Source organism: Vogesella margarita, from assembly GCF_028548475.1.
Classification (GTDB): domain Bacteria; phylum Pseudomonadota; class Gammaproteobacteria; order Burkholderiales; family Chromobacteriaceae; genus Vogesella; species Vogesella margarita.
The window spans coordinates 102,237-122,371 of record NZ_JAQQLE010000012.1; the positions used below are offsets into that span (position 1 = coordinate 102,237).

The following is a 20,135-nucleotide window of genomic DNA, read 5'->3' on the forward strand; positions in this document are numbered from 1 at the left end:
TCCCGATCTGCTTTTCCTGACGACACGCGCGCGGTGGCCGCCACCCGCCGGCGCGGCAGGTTTGCCCGCTCGCCCTCCATCCTCGCTGCCGGCTTTTTCGCTTGGTGAATAAGCAACGAAGAATTCCTTATTTTCGGAATAAGGCCGTCGGCAATATCCTGTTTGCAGTTATATAAAAACAGGATGTCGCGATGCCTACTACCCATGACGGAGGTGCTCCATGACCAAAGCGCCGACCTTGCCCCGCGTGTTACCCGGCTTCGGCCTGTCGCTGGGCTTCACCCTGACCTATCTGTCGCTGGTGGTGCTGATTCCGCTGGCGGCGGTGTTCATCCGCGCCAGCAGCCTGAGCCTGGAAGCGTTCTGGGACGCAGTGACCGCGCCGCGCGTGCTGGCTTCCTACCAGCTCAGTTTCGGCATGGCACTGCTGGCCGCCGCCATCAATACCGTGTTCGGCCTGCTGCTGGCGTGGTCGCTGGTGCGTTACCGCTTTCCCGGCAAGAAGCTGGTCGATGCGCTGGTAGACCTGCCGTTCGCGCTGCCCACCGCGGTGGCCGGTATCGCGCTGACCGCGCTGTACGCGGGCAACGGCTGGCTGGGGCAATACCTGGAGCCGCTGGGCATCAAGGTGGCGTTCGGGCCGCTGGGCGTGCTGGTAGCACTGGTCTTCATCGGCCTGCCCTTCGTGGTGCGCACGGTGCAGCCGGTGCTGGAAGACCTGGAAACCGAGCTGGAAGAAGCCGCCACCAGCCTTGGCGCGCACCGCTGGCAGACCTTCCGTCACGTGATCCTGCCGGTGCTGCAACCGGCGCTGATGACCGGCTTCGCGCTGGCCTTTGCCCGTGCGGTCGGCGAGTACGGCTCGGTGATCTTCATCGCCGGCAACATCCCGATGGTGTCGGAAATCACCCCGCTGATGATCATCAGCAAGCTGGAACAGTACGACTACGCCGGCGCCACCGCCATTGCCAGCGTGATGCTGGTGGCGTCTTTCCTGCTGCTGCTGGCCATCAACGGTTTGCAGGCGTGGCAGGCACGCCGTAACGGGAGGAGCGAATAATGGCCGCCATCACTGCCAATCTGTATGCCCAGCACGACCGCGCCGCACTGCTGGAAAACCGTCAGGCCACCCGCGAGGCGCGCTGGGTGAAGGTCACCATCCTCGGCGCCGCACTGACTTTCTTCGCCATCTTCCTGCTGCTGCCGCTGGCGGTGGTGTTTGTCGAGGCGCTGGCCAAGGGCTGGCACACCTATCTCGACGCGCTGGTGGAGCCGGACGCGCTGTCGGCGGTAACGCTGACGCTGCTGGCGGCGCTGATCTCGGTGCCGCTGAACCTGGTGTTCGGCGTGGCGGCGGCGTGGGCGATCACCCGCTTCGATTTCCGCGGCAAGCAGCTGTTGATCACGCTGATCGACCTGCCGTTTTCGGTGTCGCCGGTGGTCGCCGGCCTGATCTACGTGCTGGTATTCAGCAGCCACGGCTGGATCGGCCCCTGGCTGCTGGAACACGACATCAAGGTGATCTTCGCGGTGCCGGGCATCGTGCTGGCCACCGTGTTCGTCACCGTGCCCTTTGTCGCCCGTGAGCTGATTCCGCTGTTGCAGGCGCAGGGGCGCGAGGAAGAAGAAGCCGCGGTGGTGCTGGGCGCGCGCGGCTGGCAGGTGTTCTGGCACGTGACGCTGCCGAACGTGCGCTGGGCACTGCTGTACGGCGTGATCCTCAGCAATGCGCGGGCGATGGGCGAATTCGGCGCGGTGTCGGTGGTGTCCGGCCATATCCGCGGCGAGACCAACACCCTGCCGCTGCACGTGGAGATTCTCTACAACGAGTACCAGTTCGCCGCTGCCTTCGCCGTGGCCAGCCTGCTGGCGCTGCTGGCACTGGTGACGCTGGCGGTGAAGAGCTGGATCGAATGGCGCGCCGCGCAGGCGCATGACTGATCGCAACAGGCTGGCCGTTGCGGCCAACCTTGCCCCAATTTGAACGGGCCGCGCATGATGCGGCCACGGAGACACAAGATGAGCATCCAGGTACAGAACATTCACAAGGCTTTCGGCGATTTCATTGCGCTGGACAACCTGACGCTGGACTTTCCCAGTGGCGAGCTGGTGGCGCTGCTCGGCCCGTCCGGCTGCGGCAAGACCACGCTGCTGCGCGTCATCGCCGGGCTGGAGCAGGCCGACAGCGGCCGCGTGCTGCTGGACGGTGACGATGCCTCCGACACCCACGTGCGCGAACGCCAGGTCGGCTTCGTGTTCCAGCACTACGCGCTGTTCCGCCACATGACGGTATTCGACAACGTCGCCTTCGGCCTGCGCATGAAGCCGCGCGGCATCCGCCCGTCCGAGGCGGAGATCAAGCGCAAGGTGCACGAGCTGCTGCAACTGGTGCAGCTGGACTGGCTGGCCGACCGCTTCCCCGCGCAGCTGTCCGGCGGCCAGCGCCAGCGCATCGCCTTGGCCCGCGCGCTGGCGGTGGAGCCGCGCGTGCTGCTCTTGGACGAGCCGTTCGGCGCGCTGGACGCCAAGGTGCGCAAGGAATTGCGCCGCTGGCTGCGCCGCCTGCATGACGAGTTGCACATCACCTCCATCTTCGTGACCCACGATCAGGAGGAAGCGCTGGAAGTAGCCGACCGCGTGGTGCTGATGAACCACGGTCGCGTCGAGCAGATCGGCAGCCCGGCCGAGGTCTACCAGCAGCCGGCGACGCCTTTCGTGTACGGTTTTCTGGGTGCGGCCAACCGCTTCGAGGGGCAAAGCAGTGCTGGCGGCATCGCCATCGGCAAGGCCACCCTCACCACCGGGCAGCATGTCCAGCACGGCGAGGTGATCGCCTTCGTGCGCCCGCACGAGCTGGACATCGTGCGCCAGGAGTTCGGTCACGGTATTCCGGCACGCGTCAGCCGCGTGCTGACGCTGGGTGCGCTGACCCGCGTAGAGCTGGAAGGCCGCGACGACGTGGCCGGCCAGCATTTCGATGTCGAACTGCCCGCCAGCCACCCGCTGGCCGGCAGCCTGATCACCGGCGAACCGGTACGCCTGCAACCGCGCAGCGTGCGCGTGTTCGCCAACCCCGAAACAGCAGGTGCCGCATGAACTTCCAGCAATTACGCATCATCCGCGAGACGGTAAGACAGAACTTCAACCTGACCGAGGTCGCCAACGCGCTGTTCACCTCGCAGTCCGGCGTGTCCAAGCACATCAAGGATCTGGAGGACGAGCTGGGCGTGGAGCTGTTCGTGCGCAAGGGCAAGCGCTTTCTCGGCCTGACCGACCCCGGCAAGGAGCTGCTGACCATCGTCGAACGCATGCTGCTGGACGCTGGCAACATCAAGCGGCTGGCGGAGCAGTTCAGCCAGCGCGACGAAGGCCAGCTCACCATCGCCACCACCCACACCCAGGCGCGCTACGCGCTGCCCAAGGTGGTGACTGCGTTCAAGAAATCCTTCCCCAAGGTGCATCTGGTGCTGCATCAGGCCAGCCCGGACGAGCTGGTACGGTTGCTGCTGGCCGGCGAGGCCGACATCGGCATCGCCACCGAGGCGGTGGCCGAGGTGCCGGAACTGGTGTCCTTCCCCTACTACAGCTGGCACCACGCGGTGATCGCGCCGCCGGCGCACCCGCTGCACCAGCAGCCGCTGACGCTGGAAACGCTGGCCGACTACCCGATCGTCACCTACCACCACGGCTTTACCGGCCGCGCGCAGATCGACCGCGCCTTTGCCGATGCGGCACTGGCGCCGGACATCGTGATGGCGGCACTGGACGCCGACGTGATCAAGACCTATGTCGAGCTGGAGCTGGGTGTGGGCATCATCGCCTCGATGGCGGTGGACCCGCAGCGCGATACGCAGGTCAAGGTGGTGGAAGGCGCGCCGCTGTTCGGCCACCAGACCACGCGCGTCGCCATCCGCCGCGGCCACTACCTGCGCAGCTACGCCTACCGCTTCATCGAGCTGTGCTCGGCCGCGCTGGACGAAGACACCGTGCGCCGTGCGCTGTCGCCGGTGGCGCAGGACTAGCGACCGCCCGTACCCCGCGCCCAAAACAATGCGGCCAACCTTTCTCAAGGTTGGCCGCATTGTCATTGCCGGGCGAAAGCCGCGGTTCAGGCTTGCGAGGTGTGCTTGAAGCGGTCTACCTGCGCCACCAGTTCGGTCGCGGTCTGGTTCAGTTGTGCCGACAGCGTCGCTGCCTCGTCGACGATCAACGCATTGTCTTCGGCCAGCGAGGCGATGCGGCTGATATTGACGGCGACTTCATTGCTGGCCGCGGCCTGCTGCTGCATCGCGGCGGCGGTATCCTGGCTCTTGGCCGCGGTCTGGTTGGCCTCGTCGTGAATGCCGTCGAGATCCTGCAAGGTGGCCTGCACCAGGTCGAGGCCGCTTTCCATGCGCGTGCGCGCGGTGCGCATCTGGCCGGCGGCGTTGGCGGTCTCGTTGGTGATCACCTCGATCAGCTGGGTGATTTCCACGGTTTCCTTGCCGGTGCGTTCCGCCAGCTTGCGCACCTCATCGGCGACCACGGCAAAGCCGCGGCCCATCTCCCCGGCGCGGGCGGCTTCGATCGCCGCGTTCAGCGCCAGCAGGTTGGTCTGGTCGGCGATGTCGCGGATCGCGGTGATGATCTGGCGGATGCTCTGCGACTTGTCGGCCAGGCTGACGATCACCTCGCCGGCACTGTCCAGCGAACCGGCGGTGTGCTGCATCGCCTGGGTGGTTTCCTGCATCCGTTCGCGGCCGGCGTTGACGCCTTGCTGCATCTGTTGCGCCACGGTCAGGTTGTCGTGGGTGTTGTCGCGCACCGAGGCGATGCCGACGGTCATTTCCTCGACCGCCGCCGCGATCTGGGTCGACGATTCGCTTTGTGCTTCCGCGGCGGAGGCGGCGCGGGCCGACACCGTCTGCAGCGCCTCGGCGGCGCTCATCAGGCTGTGGGCATTGCTCTTCACCACCTTCAGGGTGCCGGCAAAGGCATCGACCAGCTCGTCGAAGGCACGGCCCATGCGCGCGATCTCGTCGTCGCCTTCCAGTCTCGCGCGTGGTGCAAGGTCGAGATTGTGGCTCATGCTGGTCATCATCTGTTCCAGGTGCATCACCGGCTTGCGGATGCTGCGGTACACCGCCAGGCCGCCGATCAGCAGCAGCAGCGACAGCAGCAGGGTGCCACCGAGGGTGATCATCAGGCTCTGCCAGGCTTCGTCGATATTCCGTGCCACCACGTCATCCAGCTGCTGCAGCAGCTTTTCCTGCGCAGTTTTCAGCTGGGCGATCTGCGCCGAGGTGGCGGCAAACCATTGTTCCGGCGTCACGCTCGGCGGTGTGCCCGGCTCCGCGCCGTAGATGCTGGCACGCAGCTGTTTCAGGGTGGCGGCGGCATCGGATTGCAGGAAGGGCTGCAGCGACTGTGCCAGTTCCGGCGGGACCAGCAGCAGCAGCTGCCCGGCGCAGCCGTCCTGGCGTGCCTGCAGGCCGATGGCCTGGCCGAGGCTGGCCTGGGTCAGACCGCCAGCGGCCAGTGCGCCGTTGACGAAGCCGCGCTCGCGACCGGCGTATTCCTTGGTGCACAGCAGGTTGGACAAGGCGGTGCTGAAGCGGATGACGTCACCCTCGTCGGACGCGGTGGCGAGGCTGGAAACCAGCGCGATCTGCGCCTCGATCTGCTGGCTGTAGGCGGCAAAGGCGGCCGGTGCCGCCAGGCTGCGGCCGTCAATGGCACCGCGCTGCCCCAGCAGGCCGCGCACACCACCGGCCACGGTCATGACTCGCTGCTTGACTTCGTCCTCCGGCAGGGTCGTGGCGGTACTTTCCAGCGCCTGCAGCGCGGCGTCGGCCTTGGCGCGTGCCTCGGTCAGCGTGGCTGGCAATGCGCCCTGCCCGTTCAGGTAGCCGTTGCTCAGGCCGCGCTCGGCCTGCAGCGTGTCCACCAGCGTCGAGGCCAGCGTCGATACCGAGACCAGGTGTTTGGCCTGCTGCATGTCGCCGAGGAAGCTGTAGCGCTGCAGCGACAGCGTCGAGGCCAGGAAGAAGGTCATCAGACCGAACGGCAGGACTAGCAGGATCAGCTTGTGACCAATACTGAGGCGGGAAAGCATGGCGTGGACTCCGGTGGGTAGAGAAATCTTGTCAGGCGTGTTCAAAAACCGTTGCGATCGGTCATGTTTTATTTTGTATAAGCACCAAGCATAGTGCATCGACGATTGATTGTGCAGTCAACATGCTGCACTGCAACCTCAGGATCGGCTCGATTCGCCGCCAGTATTGCAGTGCGTCGCAACAGCCGCGTTGATTAAGCACAAAAAAGGCCTGATTGGGAAATCAGGCCTTTTTTCAACAACCATGCTTGTTAATGACGCGGCCGAACCAGCTGCCAGCTGCGGCCGAGGTAGCTCACCGCACCAAAACCGCTCCACACGTGCACCAAACGGGTGAACGGGAAGATCACGAACAGGCTCATGCCCATGAACAGGTGCGCCTTGAACACCGGCGAAGCCGCCACGATGAACTGCGCCGCGTCGCCACGGAAGGTAACGACGTGCTGTGCCCAGGTCATCAGTAGCACCATTTCGTGACCGTCCAGATGCTGCGCGGACACGACGATGGTGGACAGACCCAGGAGCAGCGTGGCCAGGATCCACAGCAGCACCAGCTTGTCGCGCCAGGTGGTGTTGGCAGACAGGCGGTCGTTGGAGAAGCGGCGATGCAAGAGCAGCAGCACGCCGATCAGGCACAGCGTACCCATGATGCCGCCGGCGGTCATCGCGAACACCTGCTTGAAGCTGTGCGTCACGCCCAGCGCGTCCCACACTGCCACCGGCGTCAAGAGACCGACGGCGTGGCCGAAGAACAGGCCGATGATGCCGATGTGGAACAGGATGTTACCCAGGCGCAGGCTGCCGCGATGCAGCATCTGACTGGATTCGCTCTTCCAGCTGTATTGCTCGCGCTCGAAGCGCGCCAGGCTGCCCAGGATGAAGATCGCCAGGGCGATGTACGGGTAGATCCCGAATACGAATTGATGCAAGTAGTCCATGTCTTTCTCCTTGCGGCCAACGGGCGGGCGCCAGCGCCCACCCGGACCGTCAGCGGATTAATGGCAGGCGGTCGGGCCGCTACCCTTGGGATAGAAATTGACCGGAGCGATCTGCGGCAGAGTCGGCTTCAGCAGCGGTTCCACGCCGTCGATGCCGGGGCCGAAGGTCTCCAGCGCCTCGTCCATGTCGCGGATCGGCGGCACGGACAGGGGCTCCGGTGCCACCGGCGACAGCCAGACCAGCGCCTGCAGCACGCCGGCGTAGTCGCTACCGCTGTCGGCCAGCTTGCCGGCCACGTGCGCCAGCACGTGCACCGCATCCCCCAGCAGACGATTGGCCTCCTCCGCCTCGCACAGCGACAGGAACTCAAGGAACAGCGGCACGTAGTCCGGCAGCTCTTCGCTGACCGGCTCGAAACCGTGTGCCTTGTATTCCTCGATCAGGTCCACCATGGCCTGACCGCGGGCGCGGTCCTCACCGTGGATGTGCTCGAACAGGTGCAGCGAGTGCGACGGACTGCGGTCGAACACCTGCACGTAGTCCTGCTGCAGCTCGATCAGCTCGCCTGCGGCCAACCTTTGCAGCAGCGGCTCCACGCCACGGGCCACTTGCTCGTCGCCGGCCAGAACCTCGCGGATTTCCGGCAGCGCGTCGATCAGCTCCTGCTGCGGGTAGCCCAGCAGGGCTGCCAGTGCGCGATAGATCATCGGGTTGTACATGATCACTCTCCTGCGTTGGCCTTGCGGTCGCGGCGCATGTCGTGGAACACAATCGGCGATGCCTTCTTCTTGCCGAACAGGCTAGGCTCGGACGTGCCGCCGGAGCAGCCGTTACCGAAGGTGAAGCCGCAGCTGGCCTTGTCGTCGAAGGTGTTTTCCACCATCTCCTTGTGGCTGGACGGGATCACGAAACGATCTTCGTAGTTGGCGATCGCCATCACCTGGTACATCTCTTCCACTTGCGGGCCGGAGAGGTGGGTGCCTTTCAGGGTGGCCGGGTTGGTCACCTTGTCCACGCTCTTGCTGCGCATGTAGCGACGCATGGCGACCATGGTTTCCAGCGCTTTCACGACCGGCTCTTCCTTGCCGGCGGTCAGCAGGTTGGCCAGGTACTTGATCGGGATGCGCAGGTCCTTCACGTCCGGAATGATGCCGTTCTCACCGATCAGGCCGTTTTCCAGTGCTGACTGGATCGGCGACAGCGGCGGGATGTACCACACCATCGGCAGCGTGCGGTATTCCGGGTGCAGCGGGAAGGCTACTTTCCACTCCATGGCCATCTTGTACACCGGCGACTTCTGTGCGGCGGTGAGCCAGGCTTCCGGAATGCCCTGCTTGCGCGCCTCGGCAATGATCTCCGGTGCGTTCGGGTCCAGGAACACGCCCAGTTGCGCTTCGTACAGGCTCTTCGGATCTTCCACGCTGGCAGCGGCTTCGATCTTGTCGGCGTCGTACAGCAGCACACCCAGGTAGCGGATGCGGCCAACGCAGGTTTCGGAGCACACGGTCGGCTGGCCGGCCTCGATACGCGGGTAGCAGAAGATGCACTTCTCTGCCTTGCCGGTGGTCCAGTTGTAGTAGATCTTCTTGTACGGGCAGCCGGACACGCACATGCGCCAGCCGCGGCACTTGTCCTGGTCGATCAGCACGATACCGTCGTCTTCACGCTTGTAGATGGAGCCGGACGGGCAGCTGGCGACGCAGGCCGGGTTCAGGCAGTGTTCGCACAGGCGCGGCAGGTACATCATGAAGGTGTTCTCGAAAGCCGAGTACATCTCCTTCTGGATGCCTTCGAACAGCGCATCCTTGGCGCGCTTGCTGAATTCGCCGCCCAGGTCGTCTTCCCAGTTCGGACCCCACTCGATCTTGTCCATCTTCTTGCCGGTGAGCACCGACACCGGACGCGCGGTCGGCGGCGTCTGCATTTCCGGCGCGTTCTGCAGGTGCTCGTAGTCGTAGGTGAACGGCTCGTAGTACTCGTCGATGGACGGCAGGTTCGGGTTGGCGAAGATGTTGGCCAGGATCTTCAGCCGGCCGCCCTGGCGCGGCTCCAGCTTGCCGTTGGGCTTGCGCACCCAGCCGCCCTGCCATTTTTCCTGGTTTTCCCATTCCTTGGGATAACCGATGCCGGGCTTGGTCTCGACGTTGTTGAACCACGCGTATTCGACACCGTCGCGGCTGGTCCACACGTTCTTGCAGGTCACCGAACAGGTATGGCAACCGATGCACTTGTCGAGGTTGAGCACCATACCGATTTGGGCACGGATTTTCATGTTCTTGCTCCTAATGTCTCAGAAGGCTCGGGAGAGGCGGCGCCAGGCGCCGCCGATGCGCTTACGCGCCTTCCGAGAGCGGCTTGTCCAGCCAGTCCACGTTCTTCATCTTGCGCACGATCACGAACTCGTCGCGGTTGGAACCCACGGTGCCGTAGTAGTTGAAGCCCCAGGCCAGCTGCGCGTAGCCGCCGATCATGTGTGTGGGCTTGGTCACGGCACGGGTTACCGAGTTGTGGATACCGCCGCGCTTGCCGCTGGTTTCCGCGCCCGGCACGTTCACGATCTTCTCCTGCGCGTGGTACATCAGGGTCATGCCTTCCGGCACACGCTGCGATACCACGGCGCGGGCAGTCAGCGTGCCGTTGACGTTGAACACCTCGATCCAGTCGTTATCGACAATGCCGGCCTTCTTGGCGTCGATCTCGGATACCCAGACGTGCGGGCCGCCACGGGACAGCGTCAGCATGCGCAGGTTGTCGGAGTAGGTACTGTGGATACCCCACTTCTGGTGCGGCGTAATGAAGTTGAGGACGATCTCGGTGTTACCGTTCGACTTCTTGCCCAGTACCGCAGCGGTGGTCTTCAGATCGACCGCCGGCTTGTACACGCACAGCCCTTCGCCAAACGAACGCATCCACAGGTGATCCTGGTAGAACTGCTGGCGGCCGGTGATGGTGCGCCAAGGGATGTACTCGTGCACGTTGGTGTAGCCGGCGTTGTAGCTCACCTCTTCGCTTTCCAGGCCAGACCAGGTCGGCGAGGAAATGATCTTGCGCGGCTGCGCCTGTACGTCGCGGAAGCGGATGCTGTCATGCTCGCGCGGCAGAGCCAGGTGGGTATGGTCGCGGCCGGTGATCTTGGACAGCGCGTCCCACGCCTTCACTGCCACGTGGCCGTTGGTTTCCGGTGCCAGGGTCAGAATCATCTCGGCGGCGTCGATGGCGGTATCCAGCTTCGGCTGGCCGGCGGCCACACCGTCGGCCACGGTCTTGTTCAGGCCGCGCAGGATGTCCACTTCGTGACCGGTCTTCCAGGCGATGCCCTTGCCGCCGTTGCCCACTTTCTCCAGCAGCGGGCCGATGGAGGTGAACTTGTCGTAGATCTTGCGGTAGTCGCGTTCCACCACCGTCATCTTCGGCATGGTCTTGCCCGGGATCGGCTCGCACTCGCCTTTTTTCCAGTCGCGCGGGTCGAACGGCTGGCCCAGCTCTTCCGGCGTGTCGTGCATCAGCGGAGTCAGTACCAGGTCCTTGCGGGTGCCCAGGTAGTCGCCGCCGATGTCGGAAATCGCCTTGGCGAAGCCCTTGTAGATCTCCCAGTCACTCTTCGACTGCCACAGCGGCTGTACGGCCTCGGACAGCGGGTGGATGAACGGGTGCATGTCGGAAGTGTTCAGGTCGTCCTTCTCGTACCAGGTGGCGGTCGGCAGCACAATGTCGCCGTACAGGCAGGTGGTGGACATACGGAAGTCCAGCACCACCAGCAGGTCGAGCTTGCCTTCCGCCGCCGGGCGCACGGTGACTTCGGTCGGCTTGATGCAGCCGTCCTCGTCGTTCATCACCGCGTTCTGGGTGCCCAGCAGGTACTTCAGGAAGTATTCGTGACCCTTGCCGGAAGAACCCAGAATATTGGAACGCCACACGAACATATTGCGCGGGAAGTTCTTCGGGTTGTCCGGGTCGTTACACGACATGTCCAGCTTGCCGGACTTCAGGTTCTCTACCGCGTAGGCGATCGGGTCCTTGCCGGCGGCTTCCGCATCGCGCACCACGTCCAGCGGGTTGGTGGTCAGCTGCGGTGTAGACGGCAGCCAGCCCATGCGTTCGGCCTTGGCGTTGTAGTCGATCAGCGCCATCTGGCTCATGCGGCCATCGGCGGTCGGCGCCAGGATTTCGTTGACGCCCAGTTTTTCGTGGCGCCACTGGCTGGTGTGCGCGTAGAAGAAGCTGGTGCCGTTCATCTGGCGCGACGGACGCACCCAGTCGGAAGCAAACGCCAGCGGTGCCCAGCCGGTCTGCGGACGCAGTTTTTCCTGGCCGACGTAGTGGCACCAGCCACCGCCGCTCTGGCCGATACAGCCGCACATCATCAGCATGTTGATGATGCCGCGGTAGGTCATGTCCATGTGGTACCAGTGGTTCAGCGCGGCACCGACGATCACCATGGAACGGCCATGGGTCTGGTCGGCGTTCTGCGCGAACTCGCGCGCTACCTGGATCACCATCTCCGGCTTCACGCCGGTGTGTTTCTGCTGCCAGGCCGGGGTGTACGGTACGTCGTCGAAGTAGTCCTTCGCCACATTGCCGCCGCCGAGGCCACGGTCGATACCGTAGTTGGCCGCCATCAGGTCGAACACGGTAGCCACCAGCGCCTGCTTGCCGTCGGCGAGGGTGATGCGCTTCACCGGTACGTTGCGGGTCAGCAGTTCGTCGTGTTCGGCACCGAAGTACGGGAAGCCGACACCGACCACGTCGTCACGGTTGTCGATCAGCGACAGGCGTGCCTTGATCTCGCGGCTGCTGTGTCCGTCCTTCTCTTCCAGGTTCCACTTGCCGCTCTGGCCCCAGCGGAAGCCGATCGAGCCGTTCGGTGCCACAATGTCGCCGCTGGTTTCGTCCAGCACCAGGGTCTTCCATTCCGGGTTGTTGTCTTCGCCCAGGTTGGCCGCAAGGTTGGAGGCGCGCAGGAAGTAGTCCGGGATATAGCGGCCGCCTTCCTGTTTCAGCGTCACCAGCATCGGCATGTCGGTGTACTGACGGATATAACCGGTGAAGTACTCGGACGGCTTGTCGAGGTGGAATTCCTTGAAGATCACATGACCCATCGCCATCGCCAGCGCGGCATCGGTGCCCTGCTTTGGCGCCAGCCAGATATCGCCGAACTTGGCCATTTCGCCAAAGTCGGACGACACTGCCACGGTCTTGGTGCCCTTGTAGCGCACTTCGGTGTAGAAGTGGGCATCCGGGGTACGGGTCATCGGGATGTTGGAACCCCATACCATCAGGTAGTTGGAGTTGTACCAGTCGGCCGATTCGGCCACGTCGGTCTGTTCGCCCCAGATCTGCGGGCTGGCCGGCGGCAAGTCGCAGTACCAGTCATAGAACGACAGCGGCACGCCACCGATCAGGCTCAGGTAACGGCTACCGGCGGCGTAGGACACCATGGACATGGCAGGGATCGGCGAGAAGCCGACCACGCGGTCCGGACCGTAGTTCTTGATGGTGTAGGCATTGGATGCCGCGATGATTTCGTTGACTTCATCCCAGCTGGCGCGCACGAAACCGCCCTGGCCACGCTTGGATTTGTACTGTTTGGCTGTTTCCGGGTTCTGGCTGATCTTTTCCCAGGCGTCAATGGCGCCCATGGTCTTGCGCGCCTCGCGCCACAGCTTCATCAGGCGACCGCGCACCATCGGGTACTTCACGCGCTGGGCGGAATACACATACCAGCTGTAGGAAGCGCCACGCGGACAGCCGCGCGGTTCGTGGTTGGGCAGGTCCGGCCGGGTACGCGGATAGTCGGTCTGCTGGGTTTCCCAGGTGATCAGGCCGTTCTTAACGTACACCTTCCAGCTGCAGGAGCCGGTGCAGTTCACGCCGTGGGTGGAGCGCACGATCTTGTCGTGCTGCCAGCGTTGGCGATACCCGTCTTCCCACTTGCGGTCTTCTTTTACCACCGCACCGTGGCCGTCGGCGAAGGTGGATTTCACCTTGCCCAGAAAATTCAGTCTGTCGAGAAAGTGGCTCATTTTGCCTCCGTATTTTTGCCGCCAGGCGGCACGCAAAGGTTGGCCGCAAGCGAATGCGGATACCTGTGGTCACGGTTGACAGAATAGGAAAACGGGGCAATGGCGCCCATTCGCCACAGGTGGCAGCGATATGACGCAGAGGGAGGAAGGCAACTAGTTCGAAAGAGGTAGGCGACACCGGCGTTGGGAGGGGGCACCCCGTAGCGGCAGAAGTTGCCAGCATCATGAAACAAGCCCTGCCGGTGCTTGCCGGCAGGGCTGCGTCAGGCTGGCTGTGACGTCAGGAGGTCGCCAGTGCCAGATCCGGGGTGGTATGGCGCGGTTTGTGGCCGGCAACACCGTAGTAGAAGATGAACAGGTAGCACAACAGCGGCACCACGAAGGACAGCAGCAGGCCCAGACTATCGGCCAGCGACGCCTGCAGCAGCGGCATCAGCGCCCCGCCGACAATCGCCATGCACAGCACGCCGGAGCCGGCGCCCGTGAAGCGCCCCAAACCGTGCAGCGCCAGCGAGAAGATGGTCGGGAACATGATCGAATTGCACAGGCCGACCGCCAGCAGGCTGTACATCGCCAGCTTGCCGCCACAGGCAACCGCCAGCGCGATCAGCAGCACGCTCAGCAGTGCATTGCAGGCCAGCACCTTGCTGGCGGTGACATGACGCATCACCACGCTGCCCAAGAAGCGGCCGACCATCGCACAGCCCCAGTACACGGCCAGCAGGCGGCCGGCATCGGCCTGGTTCAGGCCGCCGACATCCGGCTGTTCCATCAGGCTGACCAGGAAGCTGCCGATGCTGACCTCGGCGCCGACGTAGACGAAGATCGCCACCGCGCCCAGCACCAGGTGACGGTACTGCCACACGCTGCGGCGTACCGGCTCGCTGCCTGCGGTGCTCTCGGGCGCATGGTCATCCTTGATCGCCGGCAGGCGCAGCAGCGCGAACACCACCGCGATGGCGAACAGCACGCCGGCCAGCACCAGATACGGCAGTTGCACCGCGCTGGCCTCGGCCGCCGCGCCATCGTGGCTGTCGACCAGGATCAGCATCGCGCCCAGCAAGGGCGCCACGGTGGTACCCAGCGCGTTGAAGGCCTGGGTCAGGTTGAGGCGGCTGGACGCCGTCTTCGCCGGTCCCAGTCGCGTCACGTAAGGGTTGGCCGCAACCTGCAGCACGGTAATGCCGGCCGCCAGCACGAACAGCGCGCCGAGGAAGGCCGGATACGACAGGCTGGCCGCCGCCGGATAGAACAGCAGGCAGCCGGCAGCGGCGGTACACAGGCCGGCGACAATACCGCGCTGGTAGCCCCAGGACTGCACCAGCCGGCCAGCCGGCAGGGACACGACGAAATAGGCAGTAAAGAAGCTGAACTGCACCAGTGCCGCCTGCACATAGCTCAGGGAGAACACTCCCTTGAGATGCGGCACCAGGATATCGTTGAGCGAGGTGATCAGACCCCACATGAAGAACAGGGAAGTCAGCACCGCCAGCGGCTTCCCGTATTGTGGTGTGTGGACATGCTGTGGCATGTGACTAGGCTCCGTGTGTTGTTATGCGTGGGAGCAGTAGTCTAATGACAATGCGGCTTGTACTCGATTGCTTTCACCATTCTTACAGCAATTAGCCGGCAAGCAGTCTGGCGACGTTATTTTTACTGTTTGATTTCATGGACTTGGTAAAGCAAGGTGCGGCCACCTTCGCCGTAACGGTGGCACGCCCCGTCCATTAAATGTAAGTTTCATGTAAGAAAATTACCGTGCTGCTCATGGCGGCGCGCCGCCGGCGCCGGCTCACGTGGTGTAACAGGCCACGTCGCGGCGCATGTTCTGCGCCAGTTCGTGCAGGCGCAGCGCATTGAGCGCGGTGCTCTGTGCCGCGGCGCTGCTCTCCTCGGCGATCTGGGCGATGCCTTCCACCTTCTGCGAGATGCGGCCGCTGGCTTCGCTCTGCTCGTGAATGGCGGCGGCGATATCGGCCACCTGCTGCCCAACCTGCCCGGCCAGCGTGCGCAGCTCGCCGATGGCGGCACCGGCCTCGCGCACCCGCGCCACGCCCTGCTCCACGCGGCCAACCACGTTGCCGATCAGGTGCACGGTGGCGTTCGAGCCTTCGCGGATACTGGACACGGTGGCGTGAATCTGCGCGGTGGACGCGGTGGTGCGCTCGGCCAGCTTGCGCACCTCGTCGGCGACCACCGCGAAGCCGCGCCCGGATTCGCCGGCACGAGCGGCCTCGATCGCCGCGTTCAGTGCCAGCAGGTTGATCTGGTCGGCGATGTCGCCGATCACGTTGACCACCGAGCCGATCGACTCGCTGCGACTTTGCAGCTCCTGCACACCGCGCGCGGTGTCGTTCACCGCGCTGGCGATGCTCTCGATCTCGCTCACCGTGTCGCGGATCATGCGCTCGCTCTGCACCACCTGCTGGCCGGAGGCCGTCGCCAGCCGGTCGGCATCGCGGGTACGCTCGGCGATGTGGCCGATGCTGACGGTGACCGCCTCCACCGCCGCCGCCATTTCCGTCGCCGACACGCTGGCGTGGAGGGCACCGCTCTTCACCTGGTCGGACGCCACGCTGAGGTCTTCCGCCGCCACCGTCACCGCGTGCGAGTGGTCGCCGATCTGGTGGATGGAATCGCGCATCTTGCCCAGCAGGTGGTTGAACGCCTTCAGCAGGCCGCCGATCTCGTCATCCTTGTGTACCATCACGCGCTGCGACAGATCCTGGCGGTCGGAAATACCGCGCACCGCCAGCACCGCCGACTGCACCGGGCGGTTGATGCTGCGCAGGATCAGCCAGCCACAGCCGAACAGCAGCACCATGGACAGCAACAGCGACACCGCAAACGCAAGCTTGGCCGAGGCCATCTCCGCCTCGGCCTGCGCCCGGTTGTGGCGCCCCTCGGCCAGTACGTCGTTGACGATGGCCGTCACCGAGCCGCCCAGCTCGGTGCCCACCTGGCGCCACGGCTCCATCGCCGCCGACAGTTGCGGCGGCGTCATGCCCGGTGTCACCCGCACCGCGTGCACCCGGTCCAGCAGCAACAGGTACTGCTCGAACAGCGAGTCGAAGCGCTGCAGGTTGGCCAGCGCCGCCGGCTTGCGCAGTTGCGATTTCAGCTGCCGCAGCAGCTGGTGCAGCTTGTCCGTGGTTTCGCGGGTGCGCAGCCGCGCCTGCAGCTGGAAACGGCTGTCCTGCTCGTACACCTGCAGGATGTCGTCGATACGCAGATCCTTGAACGTGCTGCGGATATTCGCCACCAGCCCCAGCCGCGGGATGATGCGCTCGTTGACCACATCCAGCTTGGCATCGGCCGCCCGCAAGGCGTTCAGGCCCACCATGCTGGGCACCAGCGCGGCCAGCAGGGCCAGAACGGTAAAACACAGCAACTTCAGTTTGATGGTCATCGTCACACTCCGGAAAGAGAGGCCCGGCCGTTCAAGGTCGCGGGCATTACGCGTGCCGGCTTGCCCGTCATGCGCACCGCCGGCTGGCCATGACGTATAGCCGGCGCCTACCCCCTGCGGCCTTGATTCAGATCTAGTAATTCACCGCGTCCTGCCATCTGCCGCGAATCGCGACGCAAAAAAAAACGCCCCGAAGGGCGCCGAAGAAGATTGCAGAAAAAGTCCGCAAACTTGGAGAAGTCGTCAGCAAGGCACTTCCGCGTTCTTGCGGGCGTAGTACCAGCCGTTGATCAGCAGGCAGGTGACGTAGAAGGCGATGAAGCCGTACAGCGCCGCTTCCACGCCGCCGGTCATGGCGATCGAGGTACCGTAGCTTTTCGGGATAAAAAAGCCGCCGTAGGCACCGATGGCACCGGAGAAGCCCAGTACTGCCGCGGCTTCCTTGGTCGCGTCGGCAACCGCTTTTTTCTGTGCCGCGTCGCCCTTGCCGGCCATGCGTTGGTGCAGGGTCAGGAAGATGGTTGGCACCTGCATGAAGGTGGAGCCGTTGCCGATACCGGTCAGTGCGAACAGGCACAGGAACATGGCGAAGAAACCCTGGAAGTTGCCGCCCTGGCCAGCGTGCGGCAGGAAGTTGAGCACGCCGAGCACCGCGGCGATCATCAGCACGAACACGACCTGCGTCACCTTGGCACCGCCGACCTTGTCTGCCAGCCAGCCGCCCAGTGGACGGGCCAGCGCGCCGACCAGCGGGCCGAAGAACACGTACTTGCTCGGATCGACATCAGGGAACTGGCCTTTCATCAGCAGCGGGAAGCCGGCGGCAAAACCGATGAAGGAACCGAAGGTACCGATGTACAGCCAGCACATCAGCCAGTTGTGCTTGCGCTTGAAGATCACTGCCTGGTCGGCAAACGAGGCCTTGGCCGAGGCGATGTCATTCATGCCGAACCATGCGGCCAACGTGGACAGGATGATGAACGGCACCCATACGAAGCCGGCGTTCTGCAGCCACATCTGCTTGGTGGCCTCACCCTTCACCCAGGTCTGCGGCTCGCCGCCGAGGGCGCCGAACAGGCTCATGGTGATCACGATCGGCACCACGAACTGCACCAGCGACACACCGAGGTTGCCCAGGCCGGCGTTCAGGCCCAGCGCGGTGCCCTTTTCGGCCTTGGGGAAGAAGAAGCTGATGTTGGACATCGAGGAGCTGAAGTTGCCGCCACCGAAGCCGCACAGCAGGGCCAGGATCAGCATGGTGACGTAGCTGGTGCTCGGGTCCTGCACCGCGAAGCCGATGCCGATCGCCGGGATCAGCAGACTGGCGGTGGAGATGGCCGTCCACTTGCGGCCACCGAAGATCGGCACCATGAAGCTGTAGAAGATGCGCAGCGTGGCGCCGGACAGTGCCGGCAAGGCCGCCAGCCAGAACAGCTGGTTGGGCGTGTAGTTGAAGCCGATATTGGGCATGTTGAGCACCGCCACGCTCCACACCTGCCAGATGGCGAAAGCCAGCGTCAGCGCCGGAATCGAGATCCACAGGTTGCGGCGGGCCACAGCCTTGCCATCCTGCTGCCAGAAGCTGGGGCTTTCCGGCTCCCAGCGGGTCAGTACATGAGACATGATGTCATCCTCTCTGCGGGGCAGCCCCTGCCGCCCCGATACCATCGAAATTTGGTCAGTAAACCGCGCTTGCCATCAGCGGGTGGCGGTTGCCAGCCCGGCGTCTTTTTCTTCTTCGGCGCGACGCACGGCGCGGAAGGAGAAGTGCATCCAGATCAGCGATACGCACACGGTGCCGTACAGCAGCATGAAGGAGCTGGAACGCACGCCGGTCAGGTCAACCAGCGCGCCGAACATGATCGGCAGCAGGAAGCCGCCCATGCCGCCAGCCAGACCCACCACGCCGGACACGGCGCCGATGTTGTCCGGGAACTCGTCAGCAATGAACTTGAATACCGAAGCCTTGCCGATCGCCATCGCCACGCCGACACCGAACAGCACCAGGGTGAACATGGTCGCGTTCAGGCCGATATCGAAACCTTGCGGACCCTTGACGGTCTGGATGATGAAATGGGTCTGCGGGTAGGACAGGATGAAGAAGGCGATCCAGCACACCCACATCACGCCCCAGGTCACCTTGTAGGCACCGTACTTGTCGGACAGCCAGCCACCCAGTGCGCGCAGCACGCCACCTGGCAGCGAGAAGCAGGCAGCCAGGAACGCGGCATGCTTGATATCAAAGCCGTACTCGGCCACGTAGTACTTGGTCATCCACAGCGCCAGCGCCACATAGCCGCCGAACACCACCGAGTAGTACTGGCAGTAGCGCATCACAGCCGGGTTCTTGATCAGCGCCAGCTGCTGGCTGAAGCTCACCTTGCTGGACACCAAATGCTTGGGGTCGTGGTAGGAGAAGAGCCAGAACAGGATGGCGGTCACCAGCATCACGGCGGCGTACACATTGGGCACCAGCTGCCAGCCGCCGATGGCGATCAGGCTGGGGGCGATCAGCTTGGTCAGCGAGGAGCCGGCGTTACCGGCACCGAACACGCCCATCGCCAGGCCCTGCTGCTCCTTGCGGAACCAGCGCGCCACGTACGGTGTGCCCACCGAGAATGAGCCACCAGCGAGACCGACGACCAGGCCGATGGCGAGGAAATGCCAGAACTGGGTGGCAAACTGCATCATGTAGATGGGCACCACACAGGCCAGCATCAGGGTGAACAGTACGATGCGGCCGCCGAAGCGGTCGGTCCAGATGCCCAGCGGCACGCGGATCAGCGAACCGGACAGCACCGGTGTCGCGGCCAGAATGCCGAATTCGGTTTCGTTCAGGCCCAGCTGCTGCTTGATGGGAATACCCAGCACCGCAAACATCATCCAGATCATGAAGCAAACGGTGAACGACACAGTACTGGACGCCAGCACCGCGTATTGCTTGTAGGTTTGCGAGGCCATGGTGTTCTTATCCGCACGATTGAGACACTGTCACAGTACGCGCTCAGGCATGCGGCCAACATTGGCCACAGGGTTAAACCCTACGATGATTAAGGGTTAGCCGGACAAGGCCAATCGGCGGGGGCGACTAGTTCGAAAGGAGGAGCAAGCGCCGCGGCGCCCTGCCCGACACCGCGCGAATCGGCTATGATGCAGGGATCGTGATGCTGCCAGCCGCCGCATCACGTTTTGCATTGTGCGGGAGCGACCCGCCGTTACCCTTGAAGGAGCGACCATGAGCAGCCTGCCTGCGATCACCCTGTCCAGCCTGGACCACTTGCGTCTGACCAACCTGATCGAACGGGTTTCGGTCAAGGATTTCCCGGGGGTGACTGCACTGGAAGCAGAGCTCGACCGCGCCGAGGTGGTCGAACCTCGGGACATGCCCGCCGACGTGATCAGCATGAACAGCCGCGCCCGTATCCGCCTGCACAACAGCGGCGAGGAGCGCGCGATCACGCTGTGCTATCCGGCTGACGCCGATGCCGATAGCGGCCGCATCTCCATCCTGGCGCCGATCGGTAGCGCGCTGCTGGGGCTGGCCGTCGGCCAGCAGATCGACTGGCCGCTGCCGGATGGCAGCCACACCCGTATCGAGGTGCTGGCGGTCAGCTACCAGCCGGAAGCCGACGGCGACTACCTGCGCTGAGACGACATTCGCCGCCCTCCC

General features: G+C 64.1%; 14 protein-coding genes. 5 read left to right on the plus strand and 9 right to left on the minus strand.

Going from position 1 to position 20,135, the window contains the following annotated elements:
• The first annotated feature begins 220 nt into the window (after positions 1-220).
• From cysT to PQU96_RS13285, 4 genes are all read left to right on the plus strand, one after another.
• On the plus strand, positions 221-1,060 hold the full coding sequence (gene cysT / locus PQU96_RS13270) for a sulfate ABC transporter permease subunit CysT (protein ID WP_120809933.1): 840 nt from the start codon (positions 221-223) through the stop codon (positions 1,058-1,060).
• Positions 1,060-1,941: a sulfate ABC transporter permease subunit CysW gene (cysW, locus tag PQU96_RS13275; RefSeq protein WP_272772885.1), complete on the plus strand. Its 882-nt coding sequence runs from the start codon at positions 1,060-1,062 to the stop codon at positions 1,939-1,941. Before cysT ends, cysW begins: the two co-directional genes overlap by 1 nt.
• A gap of 78 nt (positions 1,942-2,019) precedes the next feature.
• On the plus strand, positions 2,020-3,096 hold the full coding sequence (locus PQU96_RS13280; RefSeq protein WP_272772886.1) for a sulfate/molybdate ABC transporter ATP-binding protein: 1,077 nt from the start codon (positions 2,020-2,022) through the stop codon (positions 3,094-3,096).
• On the plus strand, positions 3,093-4,022 hold the full coding sequence (locus PQU96_RS13285) for a CysB family HTH-type transcriptional regulator (RefSeq protein WP_272772887.1): 930 nt from the start codon (positions 3,093-3,095) through the stop codon (positions 4,020-4,022). Before PQU96_RS13280 ends, PQU96_RS13285 begins: the two co-directional genes overlap by 4 nt.
• Positions 4,023-4,108: 86 nt before the next feature.
• Here PQU96_RS13285 and PQU96_RS13290 read toward each other — a convergent pair whose 3' ends face one another.
• The 9 genes from PQU96_RS13290 to PQU96_RS13330 all read right to left on the minus strand — a co-directional run bounded on the left by PQU96_RS13290 (position 4,109) and on the right by PQU96_RS13330 (position 19,426).
• Positions 4,109-6,094, minus strand: a complete 1,986-nt coding sequence (locus tag PQU96_RS13290) for a methyl-accepting chemotaxis protein (RefSeq protein WP_272772888.1) — start codon at positions 6,092-6,094, stop codon at positions 4,109-4,111.
• Between the two features lie 251 nt (positions 6,095-6,345).
• Positions 6,346-7,032, minus strand: coding sequence for a respiratory nitrate reductase subunit gamma (gene narI / locus PQU96_RS13295; RefSeq protein WP_272772889.1), 687 nt, complete (start codon positions 7,030-7,032; stop codon positions 6,346-6,348).
• A 57-nt stretch (positions 7,033-7,089) separates the two neighbouring features.
• Positions 7,090-7,752, minus strand: a complete 663-nt coding sequence (gene narJ / locus PQU96_RS13300; RefSeq protein WP_272772890.1) for a nitrate reductase molybdenum cofactor assembly chaperone — start codon at positions 7,750-7,752, stop codon at positions 7,090-7,092.
• A 2-nt stretch (positions 7,753-7,754) separates the two neighbouring features.
• Positions 7,755-9,305, minus strand: a complete 1,551-nt coding sequence (gene narH, locus PQU96_RS13305) for a nitrate reductase subunit beta (protein WP_272772891.1) — start codon at positions 9,303-9,305, stop codon at positions 7,755-7,757.
• 61 nt (positions 9,306-9,366) lie between these two features.
• Complete coding sequence (locus tag PQU96_RS13310) at positions 9,367-13,056, minus strand: nitrate reductase subunit alpha (RefSeq protein ID WP_272772892.1); 3,690 nt, start codon at positions 13,054-13,056, stop codon at positions 9,367-9,369.
• Between the two features lie 280 nt (positions 13,057-13,336).
• A complete protein-coding gene (locus PQU96_RS13315; protein ID WP_272772893.1) occupies positions 13,337-14,587 on the minus strand; it encodes a sugar MFS transporter in 1,251 nt (416 codons plus the stop codon).
• 261 nt (positions 14,588-14,848) lie between these two features.
• Positions 14,849-16,465 carry a methyl-accepting chemotaxis protein gene (locus tag PQU96_RS13320; RefSeq protein WP_272772894.1) on the minus strand — a complete coding sequence of 539 codons (1,617 nt, stop codon included), beginning with the start codon at positions 16,463-16,465 and terminating at the stop codon, positions 14,849-14,851.
• 243 nt (positions 16,466-16,708) lie between these two features.
• Positions 16,709-18,088 carry a NarK family nitrate/nitrite MFS transporter gene (locus PQU96_RS13325; protein WP_272772895.1) on the minus strand — a complete coding sequence of 460 codons (1,380 nt, stop codon included), beginning with the start codon at positions 18,086-18,088 and terminating at the stop codon, positions 16,709-16,711.
• A gap of 75 nt (positions 18,089-18,163) precedes the next feature.
• Complete coding sequence (locus PQU96_RS13330) at positions 18,164-19,426, minus strand: MFS transporter (RefSeq protein ID WP_272772896.1); 1,263 nt, start codon at positions 19,424-19,426, stop codon at positions 18,164-18,166.
• Positions 19,427-19,700: 274 nt separating this feature from the next.
• On the opposite strand from PQU96_RS13330, the gene rnk reads away from it, so the two are divergent.
• On the plus strand, positions 19,701-20,114 hold the full coding sequence (rnk, locus tag PQU96_RS13335; protein WP_272772897.1) for a nucleoside diphosphate kinase regulator: 414 nt from the start codon (positions 19,701-19,703) through the stop codon (positions 20,112-20,114).
• Positions 20,115-20,135 lie beyond the last annotated feature (21 nt).

What these genes read in the sequence shown, in the direction of transcription:
- cysT (WP_120809933.1), top strand. Translation starts at nt 221, where the DNA reads ATGACCAAAGCGCCGACCTTGCCCCGCGTGTTACCCGGCTTCGGCCTG.
- cysW (WP_272772885.1), top strand. Translation starts at nt 1,060, where the DNA reads ATGGCCGCCATCACTGCCAATCTGTATGCCCAGCACGACCGCGCCGCA.
- PQU96_RS13280 (WP_272772886.1), top strand. Translation starts at nt 2,020, where the DNA reads ATGAGCATCCAGGTACAGAACATTCACAAGGCTTTCGGCGATTTCATT.
- PQU96_RS13285 (WP_272772887.1), top strand. Translation starts at nt 3,093, where the DNA reads ATGAACTTCCAGCAATTACGCATCATCCGCGAGACGGTAAGACAGAAC.
- PQU96_RS13290 (WP_272772888.1), bottom strand. Translation starts at nt 6,094, where the DNA reads ATGCTTTCCCGCCTCAGTATTGGTCACAAGCTGATCCTGCTAGTCCTG.
- narI (WP_272772889.1), bottom strand. Translation starts at nt 7,032, where the DNA reads ATGGACTACTTGCATCAATTCGTATTCGGGATCTACCCGTACATCGCC.
- narJ (WP_272772890.1), bottom strand. Translation starts at nt 7,752, where the DNA reads ATGTACAACCCGATGATCTATCGCGCACTGGCAGCCCTGCTGGGCTAC.
- narH (WP_272772891.1), bottom strand. Translation starts at nt 9,305, where the DNA reads ATGAAAATCCGTGCCCAAATCGGTATGGTGCTCAACCTCGACAAGTGC.
- PQU96_RS13310 (WP_272772892.1), bottom strand. Translation starts at nt 13,056, where the DNA reads ATGAGCCACTTTCTCGACAGACTGAATTTTCTGGGCAAGGTGAAATCC.
- PQU96_RS13315 (WP_272772893.1), bottom strand. Translation starts at nt 14,587, where the DNA reads ATGCCACAGCATGTCCACACACCACAATACGGGAAGCCGCTGGCGGTG.
- PQU96_RS13320 (WP_272772894.1), bottom strand. Translation starts at nt 16,465, where the DNA reads ATGACCATCAAACTGAAGTTGCTGTGTTTTACCGTTCTGGCCCTGCTG.
- PQU96_RS13325 (WP_272772895.1), bottom strand. Translation starts at nt 18,088, where the DNA reads ATGTCTCATGTACTGACCCGCTGGGAGCCGGAAAGCCCCAGCTTCTGG.
- PQU96_RS13330 (WP_272772896.1), bottom strand. Translation starts at nt 19,426, where the DNA reads ATGGCCTCGCAAACCTACAAGCAATACGCGGTGCTGGCGTCCAGTACT.
- rnk (WP_272772897.1), top strand. Translation starts at nt 19,701, where the DNA reads ATGAGCAGCCTGCCTGCGATCACCCTGTCCAGCCTGGACCACTTGCGT.